We start from the raw sequence: 18616 nt of genomic DNA on the forward strand, positions 1-18616 counted from the left end.
GGGGTGCGATGCGCACCCCGGGCCCCCCTTTTCGCGCCCAGGGGGCGCGGGGCTGTGTCTCTGTGCGGCTCCGCCGCGTGGGCGCGGCCGGCCACAGAGGGCCCGCGGTCAAAACCCGACCCCTCCATGCCCGTGAGGTCGCGTCAGCTCGCGGACTCTTCCCGCCGCACCGACAGCAGGTCCTCCAGCTGCTCCTCGCGGGCCTGCGCGGCCACGAACAGCAGCTCGTCGCCCGCCTCCAGGGTCTCCTCCGGCTGCGGAGTGAGCACCCGGGTGCCCCGGATGATCGTGACCAGCGAGGTGTCCTCCGGCCAGGCCACCTCCCCGACCTGGGTGCCCGCCAGCGCCGACTCCGGCGGCAGCGTCAGCTCGACCAGGTTGGCGTCGCCGTGGCTGAAGCGCAGCAGCCGTACGAGGTCGCCGACGCTCACCGCCTCCTCGACCAGCGCCGACATCAGCCGCGGGGTCGAGACGGCGACGTCCACGCCCCATGACTCGTTGAACAGCCACTCGTTCTTCGGGTTGTTGACCCGGGCGACCACGCGCGGCACGCCGTACTCGGTCTTCGCGAGCAGCGAGACGACCAGGTTCACCTTGTCGTCGCCGGTGGCCGCGATGACCACGTTGCAGCGCTGGAGCGCCGCCTCGTCCAGCGAGGTGATCTCGCAGGCGTCGGCGAGCAGCCACTCCGCCTGCGGCACCCGCTCCACCGAGATGGCGGTGGGCGCCTTGTCCACGAGGAGCACCTCGTGACCGTTCTCCAGAAGCTCGCCCGCGATGGAACGACCCACCGCGCCGGCCCCGGCAATCGCGACGCGCATCAGTGACCGCCCTCCTCGGGACCCTGGGCGAAGGCCGCCTCGACCTTCTCGACCTCGTCCGTACGCATCATCACGTGGACGAGGTCGCCTTCCTGCAGGACCGTCCGGGAGGTCGGCAGCACCGCTTCGCCCAGCCGGGTGAGGAACGCGACGCGCACGCCCGTCTCCTCCTGCAGCTTGCTGATCTTGTGGCCGATCCAGGCCGTGGAGGTGTGCACCTCCGCCAGCTGCAGCGCGCCGCTCGGGTCGCTCCACAGCGGCTCCGAGCCGGACGGCAGCAGCCGCCGCAGCATCTGGTCGGCGGTCCAGCGGACCGTGGCGACCGTCGGGATACCGAGCCGCTGGTACACCTCGGCGCGGCGCGGGTCGTAGATGCGGGCCGCGACGTTCTCGATCCCGAACATCTCGCGGGCCACCCGGGCCGCGATGATGTTGGAGTTGTCGCCGCTGGAGACCGCCGCGAACGCGCCGGCCTCCTCGATCCCCGCTTCACGCAGGGTGTCCTGGTCGAAGCCGACGCCGGTGACCCGGCGCCCGCTGAATCCGGAACCGAGCCGGCGGAAGGCCGTGGGGTCCTGGTCGATGACGGCGACCGTGTGCCCCTTCTGCTCCAAGGTCTGCGCGAGAGCGGCTCCCACTCGCCCGCAGCCCATGATGACGATGTGCACGTCCCCTCACATACTTCCTTGTCGGCGTTGCCCGGTGACGAGCTTATGCGGCTCGCGGCGGGATGCACTCACCAGCGTCGGTACTTCCGCGGGCGCAGTCGGTGAGCCTCCCACCGGACGACGCCCCGCCGCACATCCGTCGCGCAGGCTGAGACGCGTGAAAACGACAAGGCGTTCACTCCCGCCGCCCACCGCGCGCGCCGGGGCCGCCGATCGCCTCCGCGGCGGCACCGCCGAGCGGCTCTGTCTGGCCACCGCGGCGGCCCTGTTCGCCTCCGGTCTGTTCCATCTGGGCGTGTTCGCGGTGGCGGGCGGCCCCTGGGACGGGCCGGTCTCCTGGCGCAAGCCCGCCACCTTCGGCCTGTCCTTCGGCCTCACCCTGGCCGCGCTGACCTGGGTGACCTCGTACGTACGGACCGGGCCGCGCACCCGGGCGGCCCTGCTCTGCCTGCTGGCCGCCGACAGCGTCCTGGAAGTGGCCGGGATCACGCTCCAGGCGTGGCGGAAGGTGCCCTCGCACCTCGACATGGAGACGCCGTTCGACTCGGCCGTCTCGATGACGCTGGCCGTCGGCGGGGGCCTGCTCGTGGTGATCCTCACGTGGTTCGCGGCCGCCGCGTTCCGCCGTCCGCCGTCCGGACCGGCCGGAATGGCGCTCGCGGTCCGGGCGGGCTTCGCGATCCTGCTGGTCGGGCTCGCCTCCGGCGCCGCGATGATCGCCCGCGGCGTGGTGCTCACCCGCACCGGCCACCAGCTCGCCGCCTACGCCTCCACCGCGCCGCTCAAGCCGCTGCACGGCGTGAGCCTGCACGCGGTCCTGGTCCTGCCCGCCCTCGCGTGGCTGCTGTCCCGTACGTCACTCGGCGCCGAGAAGCGCGAGCGGACCGTGGCCGTGGCGACCGGCTGCTACCTGATCGCGGTCGTGGTCACGGCCGTGCGGGCGGCTCTCTCGTACTGATGGGGGGTGGCGGGTGGGCCGTGTCAATCAGCAGCCCCTACTCTTCTCTGTTGTGTCCAAACTGACCGACGTGCCCAAACGGATCCTGATCGGCCGGGCGCTGCGCAGCGACAAGCTGGGAGAAACGCTCCTCCCCAAACGCATCGCGCTCCCCGTCTTCGCGTCCGACCCGCTCTCGTCCGTCGCGTACGCGCCCGGAGAAGTCCTCCTGGTGCTCTCCGTGGCGGGTGTGTCGGCGTACCACTTCAGCCCCTGGATCGCGGTCGCGGTCGTGGTGCTCATGTTCACGGTGGTCGCCTCGTACCGGCAGAACGTGCACGCCTACCCCAGCGGCGGCGGTGACTACGAGGTCGCCACCACCAACCTGGGGCCCAAGGCCGGCCTCACCGTCGCCAGCGCGCTCCTCGTCGACTACGTCCTGACCGTCGCCGTCTCGATCGCCTCCGGCATCGAGAACCTCGGCTCGGCCGTTCCGTTCGTCGTCGAGCACAAGGTGCTCTGCGCGGTCGGCGTCATCGTGCTGCTCACGCTGATGAACCTGCGCGGCGTGAAGGAGTCGGGCAACCTCTTCGCCATCCCCACGTACGTCTTCGTGGGCGGCGTCTTCGTCATGATCGCGTGGGGCGCCTTCAGGGGCATGGTCCTCGACGACACGATGAAGGCCCCGACGGCCGACTACACGATCCACGCCGAGCACGAGGGCCTGGCGGGCTTCGCGCTCGTCTTCCTGCTGCTGCGCGCCTTCTCCTCCGGCTGTGCCGCGCTCACCGGCGTCGAGGCGATCAGCAACGGCGTCCCGGCCTTCCGCAAGCCCAAGTCCAAGAACGCGGCGACCACCCTCGCCCTGATGGGCGGCCTCGCGGTCACCATGTTCTGCGGCATCATCGCGCTGGCCATGACCACCAAGGTGCGGATGGCCGAGAAGCCCGCCACCGACCTGCTCAGCAACGGCGTCCCGGTCGGCGACGGCTACGTCCAGAACCCGGTGATCTCCCAGGTCGCGGAGGCCGTCTTCGGCAAGGGCAGCTTCCTCTTCGTCATCCTGGCCGGGGCCACCGCGCTGGTCCTGTTCCTGGCCGCCAACACCGCGTACAACGGCTTCCCGCTGCTCGGCTCGATCCTCGCCCAGGACCGCTATCTGCCGCGCCAACTGCACACCCGCGGCGACCGCCTCGCGTTCTCCAACGGCATCGTGCTGCTGGCCGGGGCCGCGATCCTGCTCGTGGTGATATACGGCGCGGACTCGACCCGGCTGATCCAGCTCTACATCGTCGGCGTCTTCGTCTCGTTCACCCTGAGCCAGACCGGCATGGTCCGGCACTGGAACCGGCACCTCGCCACCGAGCAGGACCCGGCCAAGCGCCGCCACATGGTCCGCTCCCGCGCGATCAACACCTTCGGCGCCTTCTTCACCGGGCTCGTCCTGGTCGTCGTCCTCGCCACCAAGTTCACCCACGGCGCCTGGGTCGCCCTGATGGGCATGGTGATCTTCTACGGAACGATGACCGCGATCCGCAAGCACTACGACAAGGTCGCCGACGAGATCGCGGCCGCCGAGGAGCGCCCGGACGAGTACGTGCGCCCCTCGCGCGTGCACTCCGTGGTCCTGGTCTCCAAGCTCCACAAGCCGACCCTGCGCGCCCTCGCCTACGCCAAGCTGCTGCACGCCAACCAGTTGGAGGCGATCAGCGTCAGCGTCGACGCGGCCGAGACCAAGGCGCTCAAGGACGAGTGGGAGCGGCGCGGCATCGACGTACCGCTGAAGATCATCGACTCGCCGTACCGCGAGATCACCCGCCCGGTCATCGAGTACGTCAAGGGCCTGCGCCGAGAGAGCCCGCGTGACGCGGTCAGCGTGTACATCCCCGAGTACGTGGTGGGCCACTGGTACGAGCACCTGCTGCACAACCAGAGCGCACTGCGCCTGAAGGGCCGTCTGCTCTTCACACCGGGCGTGATGGTCACCTCGGTCCCCTACCAGCTCCAGTCCTCGGAGGTCGCCAAGAAGCGGGCCCGCAAGCGGCAGGAGTGGAACGCGCCGGGTTCGGTGCGGCGGGGCCCGGTGGCACCGCCGCGCCCGAAGGAGCCGACCGGGAAGGGCTGAGCGGCCCGCAGGGAGCCGAGCGGGAAGGCCTGAGCGGTCCGCTCGCCGACGTAGACTGGGGGGCTGCCGTCCGTATGCGGACGGCAGCCCCTCCTCACCACTTCTGGAGTCACCCCCACATGCAGAACGAGTCTGAGCCTTCGTCTTCGCTGGTCGGGGAGGAGTACGAGGTCGAGGTCGGCCCCGTGGCGCACGGTGGCCACTGCATCGCCCGCACGGAGCAGGGCCGGGTGCTGTTCGTGAGGCACGCGCTGCCGGGTGAGAAGGTCGTCGCTCGCGTCACGGAGGGCGAGGAGGACTCCCGCTACCTGCGCGCGGACGCGGTCGAGGTGCTGTCGCCGTCCAAGGACCGGGTCGAGGCACCGTGCGTGTTCGCCGGTCCCGGCAAGTGCGGCGGCTGCGACTGGCAGCACGCGAAGCCGGGCGCGCAGCGCCGCTTCAAGGGCGAGGTCATCGCCGAGCAGTTGCAGCGGCTCGCCGGGCTGACGCCCGAGGAGGCCGGCTGGGACGGCACGGTCATGCCGGCCGAGGGCGACAAGCTCCCCGCGGGCCAGGTCCCGGCGTGGCGCACCCGCGTCCAGTACGCCATCGACGAGGACGGCCACGCCGGCCTGCGCAAGCACCGCTCGCACGACGTCCAGGTGATCGACCACTGCATGATCGCGGCGCCCGGTGTCAGCGAGCTGGGCATCGAGAAGCGCGAGTGGCCGCAGATGGAGTCGGTCGAGGCGATCGCCGCGACGGGCTCGCACGACCGCCAGGTGGTACTGACCCCGCGCACGGGCGGCCGCCTCCCGCTGGTCGAGCTCGACAAGCCGGTCTCGGTCCTCCGGGTGGAGGAGAAGGACGGCGGCGTCCACCGCGTGCACGGCCGCGCCTTCGTCCGCGAACGGGCCGACGAGCGCACCTACCGCGTGGGCATGGGCGGCTTCTGGCAGGTCCACCCGCAGGCCGCGGACACCCTGGTCAAGGCCGTGATGCAGGGCCTGATGCCGCGCAAGGGCGAGATGGCGCTCGACCTGTACTGCGGGGTCGGCCTGTTCGCGGGCGCGATCGCCGAGCGCGTCGGCGAGCAGGGCGCGGTGCTGGGCATCGAGTCCTCCAAGCGCGCGGTCGAGGACGCCCGCCACAACCTGGCGGACCTGCCGCGGGTCCGCGTCGAACAGGGCAAGGTCGACCAGGTCCTGCCCCGCACGAAGATCACCGAGGCGGACCTGATCGTCCTCGACCCGCCGCGAGCGGGAGCGGGCAAGCAGACGGTCAAGTACCTCGCGGGCCTGGGCGCCCGCCGCATCGCCTACGTCGCCTGCGACCCGGCGGCGCTGGCGCGGGACCTGGGGTACTTCCGGGAGGGCGGGTACAGGGTGCGGACGCTGCGGGCGTTCGATCTGTTTCCGATGACGCATCATGTGGAGTGCGTGGCGATCCTCGAACCCGTCGCGAAGGTCGCCTGACCTGCGGGTTCGGGTGGTGTGCGTGAGGTGCGCCGTGGGCGTTACGGGCGACACCCCGACGCTGAAGACGACGCTCGTGACGCCCGTTCGACGCTCGTCCTGATGGGCCGTCAGGTAGAGGTTCGCGCAGGTGCCGGCCGGTGGGGCGGCGCCTGCGCAGGGATCCGCTTCGCCGTCTCTTGGTGCGGATTCGTGGGTCGTCGGCAGTGTCGGGGCCCAGCAGGGACGCGGTCCGTAGGGGGTATTCGGTGACCGGGTGCGGTCAGCCTTGGTCGTCGGCGACGGGCACCTGCGCCGGGATCCGCTCGAAGGAGCCGGTGTGACTTACGGCTTGAGCGCCGCCCTCGTCCGCCGGCACGCCTCAGGAGCCGCGGCCCGCAGGATGCCCTCCCACCGCTGGGTGCCCCCTCGACGGCCGGGCGCGCCTCGTGGTCGTCCCGGCGGGTGCGGACGATGGGGAACCATATCGATCCGGCCACTCCCGCGAAAACCGGACAGGAGTGTTCGTCCCTGCCGGTAGCTGCCCCGGACGCGGGACAATGGGGGCGATGACCGTCACCACCTCGGCCGACCCAGCTTCCGGGCCGGACGGATTCGGCCCCTTCGCCCACCTCACCGTGCCGAACACCCCGCTCTACCGCCAGGTGATGCGGGTGTTCCTCGTGGCCAAGGAGCGGTTCGCGGTCCATCTGCGCCCCGAGGAAGTGCATGCCGCCCTTCCGGCGGACATCCGCCCCGCCGAGCCGGAGGCGGTCGTCGCCGCGCTCGACAGGCTCGTCGTCTGGGGCAATCTGCGGGCCGATCCGGACACCGCGCGGGTCACAGCCGTCGAGGACTTCTACCGGAAGCGGTTCATCTACCAGCTCACGCGCGAGGGAGAGGCCGCCGAGGCGGCACTGTCCGCCTACGACGAGGCGCTCGGCCGGCGTGGCGCTCTTCAGGCCGTCGCGCTGCACGACATCGTCACCCAACTGCGCACACTCCTCGTCCTGGCCGCCGAGGACGAGCCCGACCCGGCCAAGACACACCTGACACTCGACACGCTGGCCAGCCGCTTCGCCGCGCTCGCCGACAACGCCCGGGCCTTCATGGGATCGCTCCAGAGGACCATCGACCTGCACGATGTCGAGGAGGAGGTCTTCCTCGCGTACAAGGACCGGCTCATCCAGTATCTGGAGCGGTTCATCCAGGACCTGATCACGCTGGGCGGGCGGATCGCGCGGCTGATCCTTGAACTGGAGGAGGGCGGCAGGGCGGATCTGCTGCTGAGGGCTGCCGCCCGGCGCGAGGCCGCCGACGCCTCGCCGGAGGAGACGGCAGGCGCCGAGCGGGAGGTGTACGAGCGGTGGGCCGCGCGCTGGGAGGGGCTCGGCGCGTGGTTCATCAGCAGGGACGGGCGCGAGTCGCAGGCCCGGCTCCTGCGCGGCCGGGCACTGGGCGCGATTCCGCAGCTCCTGGCGGTCGTACGGGCGCTGAACGAGCGCCGGGCAGGGCGCTCGGACCGGTCTGCCGACTTCCGGACCCTGGCCCGCTGGTTCGCCGAGGCACCCGACGATGATGCCCGGCACCGGCTGTGGCGAACGGCTTTCGGTCTCTACCCGGCCCGGCACCTCACCGTCGACGCCGACACCCTCGCCACCCGGGCGGCGAGGCCGGTGCCGGCCGCCACACCTTGGGCCGGGGCGGAGCCGTTGCGGATCAGCCCCCAACTGCGCCGCACCGGGAGTTACGAGCGGCGCGGCAAGCCCCGCAAGGTAGAGGACCGGGAGGCGAGGCGGCGCGCTCTCGCCGAGGCGGCCGCCAAGCAGGCCGCCGAGACCGCCGCCGCCCGCGTCCGGCTCGTCACCGACGGCGTCACGCGCCTGTCCGGTCTGGGCGAGCTCGACCCGGCCTCCTTCGGCCTGTTCCTCCAACTTCTCGGCGACGCGCTGGCCACCTGGCGCCCGGGCATGAGGCATACCGTGGCCACCAGCAACGACGGCTCCATGGAGATCCGGCTCACCGCGCTCGCCGACAGCGCCACCGCAGAGGTCCGTACCCTCGGCGGAGTCTTCAGCGGCCCGGACCACCTCATCGAGATCGTCGACCTGACGGACGGAGACGCTCTGAGAAACGGAGCCCCCGGCCGATGACCACCCCCCTCGCCGAGGTGCTGGACGGCCAGCACGCCGCCGACCTGCGCAAGGCGGCGCGAGCCCTGCTGAAACACCCCCTCCTCCTGGCGCGCGGCCGCTACGACGACGAGTTCCGCCTCGTCCGCCGGCACGCGCCCGGACTCCGGGAGTGGTTCGACCGCAACACCGGCTGGTCCCTCCAGGTGGACGCCGAGACGGCGCGGCTGCGCAAGGTCCCCGGCGTCCTCACCGACCCCACGCACCCGGCCCGCGAGGCGAGCCGCGGTAACGCCCCCTTCACGCGCCGCCGCTACGTTCTGCTCTGTCTCGCGCTCGCCGCCCTCGAACGCGGCGAGGCCCAGATCGCCCTCGGGCGCCTCGCCGATCAGATCGTCCTCGATGCCGCCGATCCCCGACTCGCCGCGACGGGGATCGAGTTCGCCCTGGAACGCCGCGACGAGCGCCTCGACCTCGCCGCCGTCGTAAGGCTTCTGCTCGACCTCGGCGTGCTGCGTCGGGTGGCGGGCGAGGAAGAGGCGTACGTCAGCGGGGCTGGCGACGTCCTGTACGACGTCGAACGCCGGGTCCTCGCCGGACTTCTGGCCTCCCGCCGCGGCCCCTCCACCGTCCACGCAGAAGCCCTCGACGACCGCCTCGCCGAGCTCGTCGCCGAAACCGCTCTGGACAGCGACGAACTGCGCTTCCGCGCGATGCGCCGCTCGCTCACCCGCAGACTGCTCGACGACCCGGTGCTCTACTACGACGACCTGACCGACGCCGAACTCGGCTACCTCACCCGGCAGCGCGGCTTCCTCACGGCCCGGATCACCGAGCTGACCGGACTGGTCGCCGAGGTGCGGGCCGAGGGGATCGCCATGGTCGACCCCGACGACGACCTCACCGACCTCCGCATGCCCGAACAGGGCACCCACGGCCACATCACCCTGCTGCTCGCCGAGCACCTGGCCGGCGCCGACGGACCCGTCACCCTCGACGTGCTCGCCCTCCGGGTCCGTGAACTCGTCGCCCAGCACGGCGGCTTCTGGTCCAAGTCCGCCCGGGAGCCGGGCATGGAGAACGAGCTCGTCGAACAGGCCGTCGCCCGGCTCACGGCGCTCGGCCTGGTCTCCCGTACCCCGGACGCGGTCGCGGCCCGCCCCGCCCTCGCCCGGTACGCGGTCGGCGAGACCGTCATCCGCGAACCCGGCTCCGCCCCCGTGCCTCCGCAGCGAAAGGCCACCGCCTCGTGACCCGCCTCCCCACCCCGCGGCGTTTCCGCTGGCAGCCCCTGCGCGTCGGGCTCGTCGACCTGTTCCACTACGACGTGGAGGAGTTCCGCTTCCGGGACGGGCGCCTGCTGCTGCGTGGCAACAACGGCACCGGCAAGTCCAAGGTGCTCGCCCTGACCCTGCCGTTCCTGCTCGACGGCGACCTCAGCCCGCGCCGTGTCGAACCCGACGGCGACCCGGGCAAGCGGATGGAGTGGAACCTGCTCCTCGGCGGCGAGCACCCGCACTCCGAACGGCTCGGCTACACCTGGATCGAGTTCGGCAGACTCGATGACACGACCGGCGAACAGCACTTCCGTACGCTGCTGTGCGGGCTCAAGGCCGTCAGCGGGCGGGGTATCGCCCGGCACTGGTACGCCGTTACCCGCCAGCGCGTCGACCACGGGTCCACCGAACGTACGGAGGAGACCTTCCGGCTGCTCGACGCCACCGGCACGGCCCTGTCCCGGGACCGCCTCGCCGAGGCCATCGCCGGCCACGGCATGGTGTACGACCAGGCCAAGGCGTACCGCAGAGCGGTCGACGAAGCACTCTTCGGCCTCGGCGAGCAGCGGTACGCCGCCCTGGTCGACCTGCTCATCCAGCTGCGCCAGCCCCAGTTGTCGAAGCGGCCCAACGAGGCAGCCCTCTCGCGCGCCCTCACCGAGGCGCTGCCGCCCATGGACCAGGCCGTCATCGCCGACGTGGCCGAGGCATTCCGCTCCTTGGACGAGGAGAAGGACGAGCTGGACGCCGCGTCCGCCGCCGAACGTGCCGCCTCCGCCTTCCTGGAGCACTACCGGCGGTACGCCCGCATCGCCACTCGGCGCCGCGCCCGGCTTCCGCGCGCCGAGCACTCCCGCTACGAGCGCGTGCAACGAGATCTGGCCGAGGCGCAGGAGCGGCGCACCCGCGCCGAGGAGAAGCGAGCAGCAGCCGAAGAGGAGATCGGCTCCCTGGCCGAGACCGGGGAACGTCTGCGGGCCCAGGAGAAAGCGCTGCGCGAGGCGCCCGAGATGCGCGACGCCCGAGAGCTGGAGCACGCCGCGCAGGCCGTGACGCGAACGGCGCAGGCGAAGGACCGGGCGCGCGGGGACCGGGAGCAGGCGGACGCCCTCCACACCAAGGCGCTCGGGCGGCTCGGCGCCGCCGAGAACCGGCTGCGTGCCACGCGGCTCCGGGTCGAGGAGACCTTCGCCCACACGCGGGAGCAGGCAGCCGCCGCGCGCGTCGCCCTCCCGGCGGACGACCTGCTGCCCGAGCCCGAACTGCGGCGCACCGTCGAGGACGCCGCGGCCCGCGCCCAGCGAGCGCTCGCCCACATCGAGGGCCTCCTCGAAGCCTGCGAGCAGGCCGCCGACGCGCACCGCCGGGCGTCGGGCCGCCTCGACGAGGCGGAGACCGACCTCGCGCTGGCCGCCGAGACGCACGGCGAGGCGGAGGAGGGTGCGGCGCGGGCAGGCCGGGCCCTCTTGGACGACGTGCGCGAACGCGCCCGCGCCTGGAAGGAGCTCGCCTTCTCCGACGAGACCGGCCTCCTGGACGAACTCCAGGAATGGACCCACCATCTCGACGGCCCCTACCCGGCGCGGGTCCATGCAACCCGGGCGCACACCGCCCGCTCGGCGGAGCTCGCCGACCGGGCGGCCGAAGCCGCCCGCAGGACCTCGGAGCTTGCGGCGCGCACCGACGAGGCACGGCGGGAGCTTGCCGCGCTGGAAGCCGGCGGCGGACGTGAGCCCCGGCCACCGGCGACGCGCACCCTCGGCCTTCGCGAACAGCTGCCGGGCGCGCCGCTGTGGCGTCTGGTCGACTTCCGTGACGAACTGCCCGAACCAGAGCGCGCCGGTCTCGAAGCGGCACTCGAAGCCTCCGGCCTCCTCGACGCCTGGGTGCTCCCCGACGGCTCCGCCCTCGCCGTGGACGGGCACGACGTCCTGCTCTCCCCGTCGAACGGACCGGTGCGCGGCCCCTCGCTGGCAACCGTGCTCTGCCCGGCCGTGGACCACGGCGACGGACAGGCCGCTGCCGTGGACGGGACGACGGTGACCCGACTGCTCGCCGCCATCGGCCTCGACGGCGGGGGAGACGCCGGGACATGGGTGGCACCCGACGGACGCTTTCGGGCCGGTGCACTCACCGGCACGTGGGCCAAGGCCGCCGCCACGTACATCGGCGAGGGCGCGCGCGAGGCGGCGCGCCGGGTCCGCGTCGCCGCGCTCGGCATCGAACTCGCCTCCCTGCGTGAGGAGTCGGAGACGCTGACGGCTCGGTCCGCGGTGATCGCGTCACGCCGTCGCACGCTCGATGCCGAGCTCGCCGACGTCCCCGACGAGTCGTCGCTCACCAGGGCACACGCGCTCGTGAGCGCCGCCGCCGAGACCGTACGCAAGGCCCGCGTACGGTACGAGGGGCGTGCTGCCGAGGCCACCGAGGCAGCCGGGCACGCCGACAGGGCCACTGCCGGACTCGCCGAGGTCGCCGCTGATCTGGGGCTGCCCGCCGACCGGCCCGGACTCACCGCCGTGCGTCACGCCCTCGGCTCCCTCGCCACCGCGCTGGCCGCTCTGTGGCCCGCGCTGCGCGAACAAGGTGATGCCGTACGACAGGTGGACGAGGAGCGTGCCGAGTCTGCCGAGGCGGGGCAGCGGGTCATCGACCTCGCCCAGCGGGCCGAGGACGCGGCGCGCGAGGCGGCGGCGGCCGACGAGCGCCACCGGACCCTGCGTTCCACCGTCGGCGCCGCCGTCGCCGAACTCGAACGGCGACTCGCCGAGACCGCCGAGGCGCAGCGGATCTGCGAGACCGACCAGAAGAACGCCCGCCGGCGTCACGCCGAGGCGGACCGGGAGGCCGGCCGGGCCGAGGGGCGGATCGAGCAGCTGGAGAAGGACCTTGCCGAAGCCGTCGACGCACGTGTGGAGGCCATCGCGGCGCTTCAGCGCTTCACGGCCACCGGCCTTGTCGCTGTCGCGCTGCCGGAGCTCGCGGTCCCCGCCTCGGACGACGGCCCCTGGGCCGCCACCCCGGCCATCGCGCTCGCCCGCGCCATCGACTCCGGCCTGTCGGCCACCGACGACACGGATGCCGCCTGGGAACGCGTGCAGCGTCGGCTCAGCGAGGAACTCAAGACCCTGCAGGACACCCTGTCCCGGCACGGACACAGCGCTTCCGCCCGCATGGTCGAGGACGGCATGGTCGTCGACATCGTCTACCAGGGCCGCGAGCGGGCCGTACCCGAACTCGCCGACGCGCTCGCCAAGGAGGTCGCGGAGCTCACCCGCATCCTGTCCGCGCACGAACGCGAGATCCTCGAAACCCACCTGATCACCGAGGTCGCAGGCACCCTCCAGGAACTCATCGGCGCCGCCGAACGGCAGGTGCGGGACATGAACACCGAACTGGAGGACCGCCCCACCTCCACCGGCATGAAGCTCCGGCTGGTGTGGCGGGCCTCGCGCAAGGCCCCGCCCGGACTCGCCCAGGCCCGTGACCGGCTGCGCCAGTCCGCCGATGCCTGGGCGGCCGAGGACCGCACGGCGGTCGGCGAGTTCCTCCAGGCCCAGATCGCCCGCCAGCAGTCCGACGACGGCTCGGGCAGCTGGCTCGAACACCTCACCGCAGCGCTCGACTACCGCTCCTGGCACGAGTTCGGTGTCGAACGCCACCAGCAGGGGCGCTGGGTCCCGGCCACCGGCCCCGCCTCCGGCGGCGAACGCGTCCTCGCCGTGTCCGTACCCCTGTTCGCCGCCGCCTCCTCGCACTACGCGAGCGCGGGCAGCCCCTACGCGCCCCGCCTGGTCACCCTCGACGAGGCGTTCGCCGGCGTGGACGACGACTCCCGCGCCAAGTGCCTCGGTCTGCTGAGCGCCTTCGACCTCGATGTGGTCATGACCAGCGAGCGGGAGTGGGCCTGCTACCCGCAGGTGCCCGGCATCGCCATCGCCCAGCTGTCCCGGATCGACGAGGTGGCGGCGGTGCTCGTCACCCGCTGGGAGTGGGACGGTACGCGACGGCAGCGCCGCGAGGACCCCGTACGGCACGCGCCCCAGGACATGCCCGGCACCGAGGAGCCCGCGCCGCCATGGAACTGACCCGCCAGCCCGGGACCGGAGCGATCGACGGCCCGCGGCTCGCCCGGCTGCTCGGCACACCGGACCTCGCCTGGCTCGTCGAACGAGCGCGCCGACGTCTGGTGAGCGGACAGCCTCTGACCGGTTCCGTGTCTCTGGGCGATCCCACTCCGGCCCAGCGGGCGGCGGTCGAACGACTTCTCGCCCGAGCCCCTGGTGGCGGCAGGTCGCTGAGCGTACGGCTGGACGCGGTCGACGCCGTACTGCGCCGCTCGGGCGCCAGCCCCGGCGGCCTCGCCTTCGCCGTCGAAGCGCTCACCGGCCCCGTCACCCCGCTCGCCCAGGCCCGGTACGAGGAGGAGGCCGCATGGGAGCGGGCGCACGCCCCCCTCGACGAGCTCACCGTCCCTCCGCTGGTGGACTGGGCCGCCCGGGTACGGGCCGATGGCCTCGCGCGACGCCTGGGCCGCGCCCCCGACACCACCCACACCCTGCTTGCCGGGGCATGCGCCGCGCTGCGCGCACTTCCCGCCGATCCGGCCGTCTCGCTGCCTGCCTTCGCCGCACAGGTCCTCGGCTCGGCCCACGCCCTTGACGACGGCACACCGCTGGCGACGCTCACCCTGTCCGGGGCCCGTGCGCTGACGGGCTTCCCGGATGGCCAGGGCGCCGAATGGCGACGCGAGGCATGGGCCTCGGCGGGACTGCTGCGGGACGAGCTGTCCTCGACAGTCCTGACCCTGAATCTGCGCGGCACTCCGTCGCTGGACCGGATGGCCGAGGAGGGCGAACCCACCGTGCTCACCCTTCGCCGGCTCACCCGCCGGCCGCCGACCGCCGCCCCTCCGGTGGTGTGGATCTGCGAGAACCCGACCGTCCTCGCGGCAGCGGCCGACACCCTCGGCCCCGAGTGCCCACCCCTGGTCTGTCTCCAGGGTCAGCCCTCCGCCGCCGCCCTCACCCTGCTCCGAGGGCTGCACGAACACGGGGCGGCCCTGCAGTACCACGGCGACTTCGACTGGGGCGGGCTCCGGATAGCCGGTGTCCTTCACCGCCGCGTCCCGTGGCAGCCCTGGCGCTATACGGCTGCGGACTACCGCGCCGCCGTGTCCCGCAACGCCTCACCCCCGCCGTCTCCGCTCGTCGGCACTCCGACGGAGACCCCCTGGGAACCCGCGCTCGCGGCGGCCGTCGCGGAACTCGGCGTACGCGTCGAGGAGGAGAGGGAGCTGGGCCTGTTGCTGTCCGACCTCGCGTGAGGTGGCCGGGCGCTCGGGGGCAGGCGTTGCGCGGGCCCGGTGAGGCGTCGCGAATCAGATCTTCTCGGCGATCACGCGTGGGCGGCCGGTGGTGAGCATGGTGATGTCCTCGACATCGGACGTCAGGATCGCGGGCTCGGCCCGACTGGACGAGGGCCATGGCGCAGAGCATGGCGTCGATGGCGTACTCGTGGCCGTGCGGCCCGGCCGTGCGCAGCAGGGGCGCCGCCGACCGGGCGAGGGCCTGGGTGACCGGCTCGACTCGCAGCCGGGACAGCGTCCGTTTCAGCGCCGCCGCCCTCGCGCTCGGCTGGCGGCGCCCGTCATCGATCCGGGGGTGGATCACCTCTACGAGCACGGCGGCGGCAGCGAGATGCTTGCCGGTGGCGAGCACCGGGCCCTTTGCCCGGGGTCGGATCGTGCGTCGAGGGATCTGCTCGACCTGTTTCCAGGCCCGCACGTTCAGGCTGAGCCTTCGCCGCAACCAGCCAGTGACGGGCTGTCTCCCGGATTTTTGAGGCTCGGTTGACGCTCGTTGATCACCGGCCCGGTGTGGGCCCCCGCTGACGCACAACCTCAGGCGGGCAACGGGGGAGACCGCTCTTCCTGAAACGTTGCACTCCGAGTGGATCAATATCTGTGCCCGCGAAGTGAGGATTTTGCGGACCATGAAGTGAGCGTTCTTGCCGCCATGGGCGGAGGGGAATTATTCAACGCGCACAGGCCGCTCCAGCGTGCTACTGTCGATCTCAGTTGCAGTTGTGGTTCCCAAAACTTCAAGTGCCCCCACCCGGCTCCTGCCGGTGGGAGCGCTTTTGTATTTCCGGTCATTTCCGGGCGGGGTAATCATCGCGGCGACACGGAATCCGCACAGTGCGGATTCCGATGTACTGCCCCAAAGGAGATATGACATGGCTGCTGGTACCGTGAAGTGGTTCAACGCGGAAAAGGGCTTCGGCTTCATCGAGCAGGACGGTGGCGGCCCGGACGTGTTCGCCCACTACTCGAACATCGCCGCCCAGGGCTTCCGTGAGCTGCTCGAAGGCCAGAAGGTCAACTTCGACATCGCGCAGGGCCAGAAGGGCCCGACGGCCGAGAACATCGTTCCGGCCTGACGCTGACGCACATTCTGTAGCTGGGGCCCGCATCCTTCGGGGTGCGGGCCCCAGCTGCACGCGTTTCCCGCGGTGGTTTCACCCGCGGGTCGACTCGGAGGAATCCGCAGTCCCGCCACACGCGGCTCCTCCTTCAGGGATGCAGGCGCATCCCGAAGAGCTGCACCGCTGTCGACGCCCGGATATCACGTCCGCATCGCGTCACCCATTTCAGCACCTGCGCCCCCGGAGATTTCCGCCGGCCAGATCTGCTTTCTTTTGCCATCGGTCCATACTTGTAATTCTCCATGCCGCTCATCGCTGCGGGAATTCCTTGATATGTGCCACATCAGGGAAGGTTCCGCATGAACCGCACACGTACGAACGACCGCTCCGCCAGCGCCCGTAGGGGCAGTGCCGACGCCGGAATGGGCGGCAGCCGCTTCGGCTCGCAGGCACCGCGCCGTTCCGCCGGGCCTGCCCGTTCCGGCGGTTACGGCCGCCGGCCCGCCGCAGTTCAAGGCGAGTTCGCGCTCCCCAAGACGATCACCCCCGCGCTGCCCGCCGTCGAGGGCTTGGCCGATCTCGACATGCCCGAGCAGCTACTGGCCGAACTCGGCAAGCAGGGCGTGACCGCGCCGTTCCCGATCCAGGGCGCGACGCTGCCGAACTCCCTGGCGGGCCGTGACGTCCTGGGCCGTGGACGCACCGGCTCCGGCAAGACCCTCGCCTTCGGCCTCGCCCTGCTCGCCCGCACCGCCGGACAGCGTGCCGAGCCCCGCCAGCCGCTGGGACTGATCCTCGTACCGACGCGTGAGCTGGCCCAGCAGGTGACCGACGCGCTCACTCCGTACGCCCGCTCCGTCAGGCTGCGACTGGCCACGGTCGTGGGCGGGATGTCGATCGGCAAGCAGGCCGGCGCGCTGCGAGGCGGGGCCGAGGTCGTCGTCGCGACCCCGGGCCGGCTCAAGGACCTCATCGACCGTGGCGACTGCCGGCTGAACCAGGTCGCCATCACGGTGCTGGACGAGGCCGACCAGATGGCCGACATGGGCTTTATGCCGCAGGTCACCGCGCTGCTCGACCAGGTGCGTCCGGAGGGGCAGCGGATGCTGTTCTCGGCCACCTTGGACCGTAACGTCGACCTGCTGGTGCGCCGCTATCTGACCGACCCCGTGGTGCATTCGGTCGACCCGTCGGCCGGTGCGGTCACGACGATGGAGCACCACGTCCTGCACGTCCACGGGGCCGACAAGCACGCCGCCACGACCGAGATCGCGGCCCGTGACGGCCGGGTGATCATGTTCCTGGACACCAAGCACGCCGTCGACCGGCTGACCCAGGACCTGCTCAACAGCGGTGTACGGGCCGCCGCGCTGCACGGCGGCAAGTCGCAGCCGCAGCGCACCCGCACGCTGGCGCAGTTCAAGACGGGACACGTCACCGTGCTGGTGGCGACCAATGTCGCGGCGCGCGGCATCCACGTCGACAACCTCGACCTCGTGGTGAACGTCGACCCGCCGACGGACCACAAGGACTACCTCCACCGCGGCGGCCGTACCGCCCGCGCCGGCGAGTCCGGCAGCGTCGTCACCCTGGTCCTGGCCAACCAGCGCCGCGACATGAGCCGCCTGATGATGGCCGCTGGGATCACGCCGCAGACCACCCAGGTCCGCTCGGGCGACGAGGCCCTGCGCAGGATCACCGGCGCCCAGGCCCCGTCCGGCATCCCGGTCGTCATCACCGCACCGGTGGTCGAACGCCCCCAGCGCAGCGCCTCCTCCCGAGGCCGGCGCCGCCCCGCTTCGGCGACCCGGCGCGCGCCCGTACGCCAGTCCGTCTTCGGTGCGGCGGCCTAGAACCTTCGTGATCGGGAAGCCGACCCATCTCTGCAGGAGGCACCTTTTGACGCTGGTTCAGATGCAGCCCCGCCCCGCGATCGCCCACCCCGTGCACAGGACGGTGGCGCAGGTCATGGACGCGGCCGGACCGCAGGTCTGTGACGACATGAGCGTCGAGGTGGCGCTGTCCGTCATGGCCGCCGCCCGCACGGGCCGACTGGTCGTCTGCGACCAGGACGGCCAGTGCACCGGCATGGTCACCCAGACCGAACTCACCACCGTCCGCGACAGCTCCGCTTACACGGACCGCGTCCGCCTGCGCGACATACTCGGCGACCACGCGTCGTTCACCTCACCCGTGACCACGATGGCCGCAGCCGAGCACGCGATGCGCTCCCGCCGGCTCGGTGCCCTGCCGGTGGTCGACGAGCAAGGCAGCGCCCTGGGCGTCCTCGCCCTCTCCCGCTGAACCGCCTCACCCTGGTCGGACCGTTCTCTCCTTCTCCCTGTGAGGCCACATGCGCTGCGTCATCGCCCGCTTCCCCTTCGAGCTCACCAAGAGCGGCGTGCTGGAATCGATGAAGGGCATCAAGCCCGAACCGGGCACCGGCGAAACCGTGATCATCGGCCGCCGCCACTACCCCGTCAAGCAAGTCGGCCAGGTCATCACCCGCCAGGACCGCCGTGACTTCAGCGCCGACGAGGTCCTCCGGGCCATGGCTCGGCTCGGCTTCACCTGCCGCACCCTCCCCACGGCCGCACCCGTACGCATCCTCAGCTCGCTGCAGCGAGCTTCCGCGATGCTCGGCACGCCCGTATCCGTCTGACCGAGGGAACAGGCGCGAGCCGACAGCTGAACAGCAAGTGGGGCCCCCCCGCCAGCCGGGCGGGGCCCCCATTCGTGCGGCCGGGTGCCGCCCCCCGGTTCGCGCAGCGGGCGGGAAAACAGAAATAGCCCACCG

13 protein-coding genes and 1 pseudogene are annotated in these 18616 nt (G+C 72.0%); 11 read left to right on the top strand and 3 right to left on the bottom strand.

Annotated features, from left to right (window positions below; all coding sequences use genetic code 11):
* Positions 1 to 143: 143 nt before the first annotated feature.
* Together ACFWA7_RS35440 and ACFWA7_RS35445 are read right to left on the bottom strand one after the other, a co-directional pair.
* Positions 144 to 821 carry a potassium channel family protein gene (locus tag ACFWA7_RS35440; RefSeq protein ID WP_385547480.1) on the bottom strand — a complete coding sequence of 226 codons (678 nt, stop codon included), beginning with the start codon at positions 819 to 821 and terminating at the stop codon, positions 144 to 146.
* Complete coding sequence (locus tag ACFWA7_RS35445) at positions 821 to 1489, bottom strand: potassium channel family protein (RefSeq protein WP_385547483.1); 669 nt, start codon at positions 1487 to 1489, stop codon at positions 821 to 823. The genes ACFWA7_RS35440 and ACFWA7_RS35445 overlap by 1 nt, the downstream gene beginning before the upstream one ends.
* 247 nt (positions 1490 to 1736) lie before the next feature.
* Here ACFWA7_RS35445 and ACFWA7_RS35450 point away from each other — a divergent pair, with 247 nt between their 5' ends.
* The 7 genes from ACFWA7_RS35450 to ACFWA7_RS35480 all read left to right on the top strand — a co-directional run bounded on the left by ACFWA7_RS35450 (position 1737) and on the right by ACFWA7_RS35480 (position 14719).
* The gene (locus ACFWA7_RS35450; RefSeq protein ID WP_385547520.1) at positions 1737 to 2447 is read left to right on the top strand and encodes a hypothetical protein; all 711 of its coding nucleotides are present in this window, start codon (positions 1737 to 1739) and stop codon (positions 2445 to 2447) included.
* Between the two features lie 52 nt (positions 2448 to 2499).
* Complete coding sequence (locus ACFWA7_RS35455; protein WP_385547487.1) at positions 2500 to 4551, top strand: APC family permease; 2052 nt, start codon at positions 2500 to 2502, stop codon at positions 4549 to 4551.
* A 119-nt stretch (positions 4552 to 4670) separates the two neighbouring features.
* Complete coding sequence (locus ACFWA7_RS35460) at positions 4671 to 6005, top strand: class I SAM-dependent RNA methyltransferase (RefSeq protein WP_385547491.1); 1335 nt, start codon at positions 4671 to 4673, stop codon at positions 6003 to 6005.
* Between the two features lie 548 nt (positions 6006 to 6553).
* A complete protein-coding gene (locus tag ACFWA7_RS35465; protein WP_385547494.1) occupies positions 6554 to 8137 on the top strand; it encodes a TIGR02677 family protein in 1584 nt (527 codons plus the stop codon).
* Positions 8134 to 9369 carry a TIGR02678 family protein gene (locus ACFWA7_RS35470; protein ID WP_385547497.1) on the top strand — a complete coding sequence of 412 codons (1236 nt, stop codon included), beginning with the start codon at positions 8134 to 8136 and terminating at the stop codon, positions 9367 to 9369. Before ACFWA7_RS35465 ends, ACFWA7_RS35470 begins: the two co-directional genes overlap by 4 nt.
* Positions 9366 to 13481, top strand: a complete 4116-nt coding sequence (locus ACFWA7_RS35475; RefSeq protein ID WP_385827192.1) for a TIGR02680 family protein — start codon at positions 9366 to 9368, stop codon at positions 13479 to 13481. Before ACFWA7_RS35470 ends, ACFWA7_RS35475 begins: the two co-directional genes overlap by 4 nt.
* Positions 13472 to 14719: a TIGR02679 family protein gene (locus ACFWA7_RS35480; protein WP_385827194.1), complete on the top strand. Its 1248-nt coding sequence runs from the start codon at positions 13472 to 13474 to the stop codon at positions 14717 to 14719. The genes ACFWA7_RS35475 and ACFWA7_RS35480 overlap by 10 nt, the downstream gene beginning before the upstream one ends.
* A gap of 54 nt (positions 14720 to 14773) precedes the next feature.
* On the opposite strand, the pseudogene ACFWA7_RS35485 reads toward ACFWA7_RS35480, so the two are convergent.
* Positions 14774 to 15092: pseudogene (locus tag ACFWA7_RS35485) on the bottom strand (DNA-binding protein); the annotation flags it as partial.
* A 538-nt stretch (positions 15093 to 15630) separates the two neighbouring features.
* Here ACFWA7_RS35485 and ACFWA7_RS35490 point away from each other — a divergent pair.
* From ACFWA7_RS35490 to ACFWA7_RS35505, 4 genes are all read left to right on the top strand, one after another.
* Positions 15631 to 15834: a cold-shock protein gene (locus tag ACFWA7_RS35490; protein ID WP_030664939.1), complete on the top strand. Its 204-nt coding sequence runs from the start codon at positions 15631 to 15633 to the stop codon at positions 15832 to 15834.
* 344 nt (positions 15835 to 16178) lie between these two features.
* The gene (locus tag ACFWA7_RS35495; protein WP_385827196.1) at positions 16179 to 17672 is read left to right on the top strand and encodes a DEAD/DEAH box helicase; all 1494 of its coding nucleotides are present in this window, start codon (positions 16179 to 16181) and stop codon (positions 17670 to 17672) included.
* A 46-nt stretch (positions 17673 to 17718) separates the two neighbouring features.
* On the top strand, positions 17719 to 18123 hold the full coding sequence (locus ACFWA7_RS35500; RefSeq protein ID WP_385827198.1) for a CBS domain-containing protein: 405 nt from the start codon (positions 17719 to 17721) through the stop codon (positions 18121 to 18123).
* A 49-nt stretch (positions 18124 to 18172) separates the two neighbouring features.
* A complete protein-coding gene (locus ACFWA7_RS35505; protein ID WP_385547514.1) occupies positions 18173 to 18481 on the top strand; it encodes an SCO5918 family protein in 309 nt (102 codons plus the stop codon).
* Positions 18482 to 18616: the final 135 nt, after the last annotated feature.

Origin of the sequence: Streptomyces sp. NPDC059994 (assembly GCF_042737755.1) — a bacterium.
GTDB lineage: Bacteria > Actinomycetota > Actinomycetes > Streptomycetales > Streptomycetaceae > Streptomyces.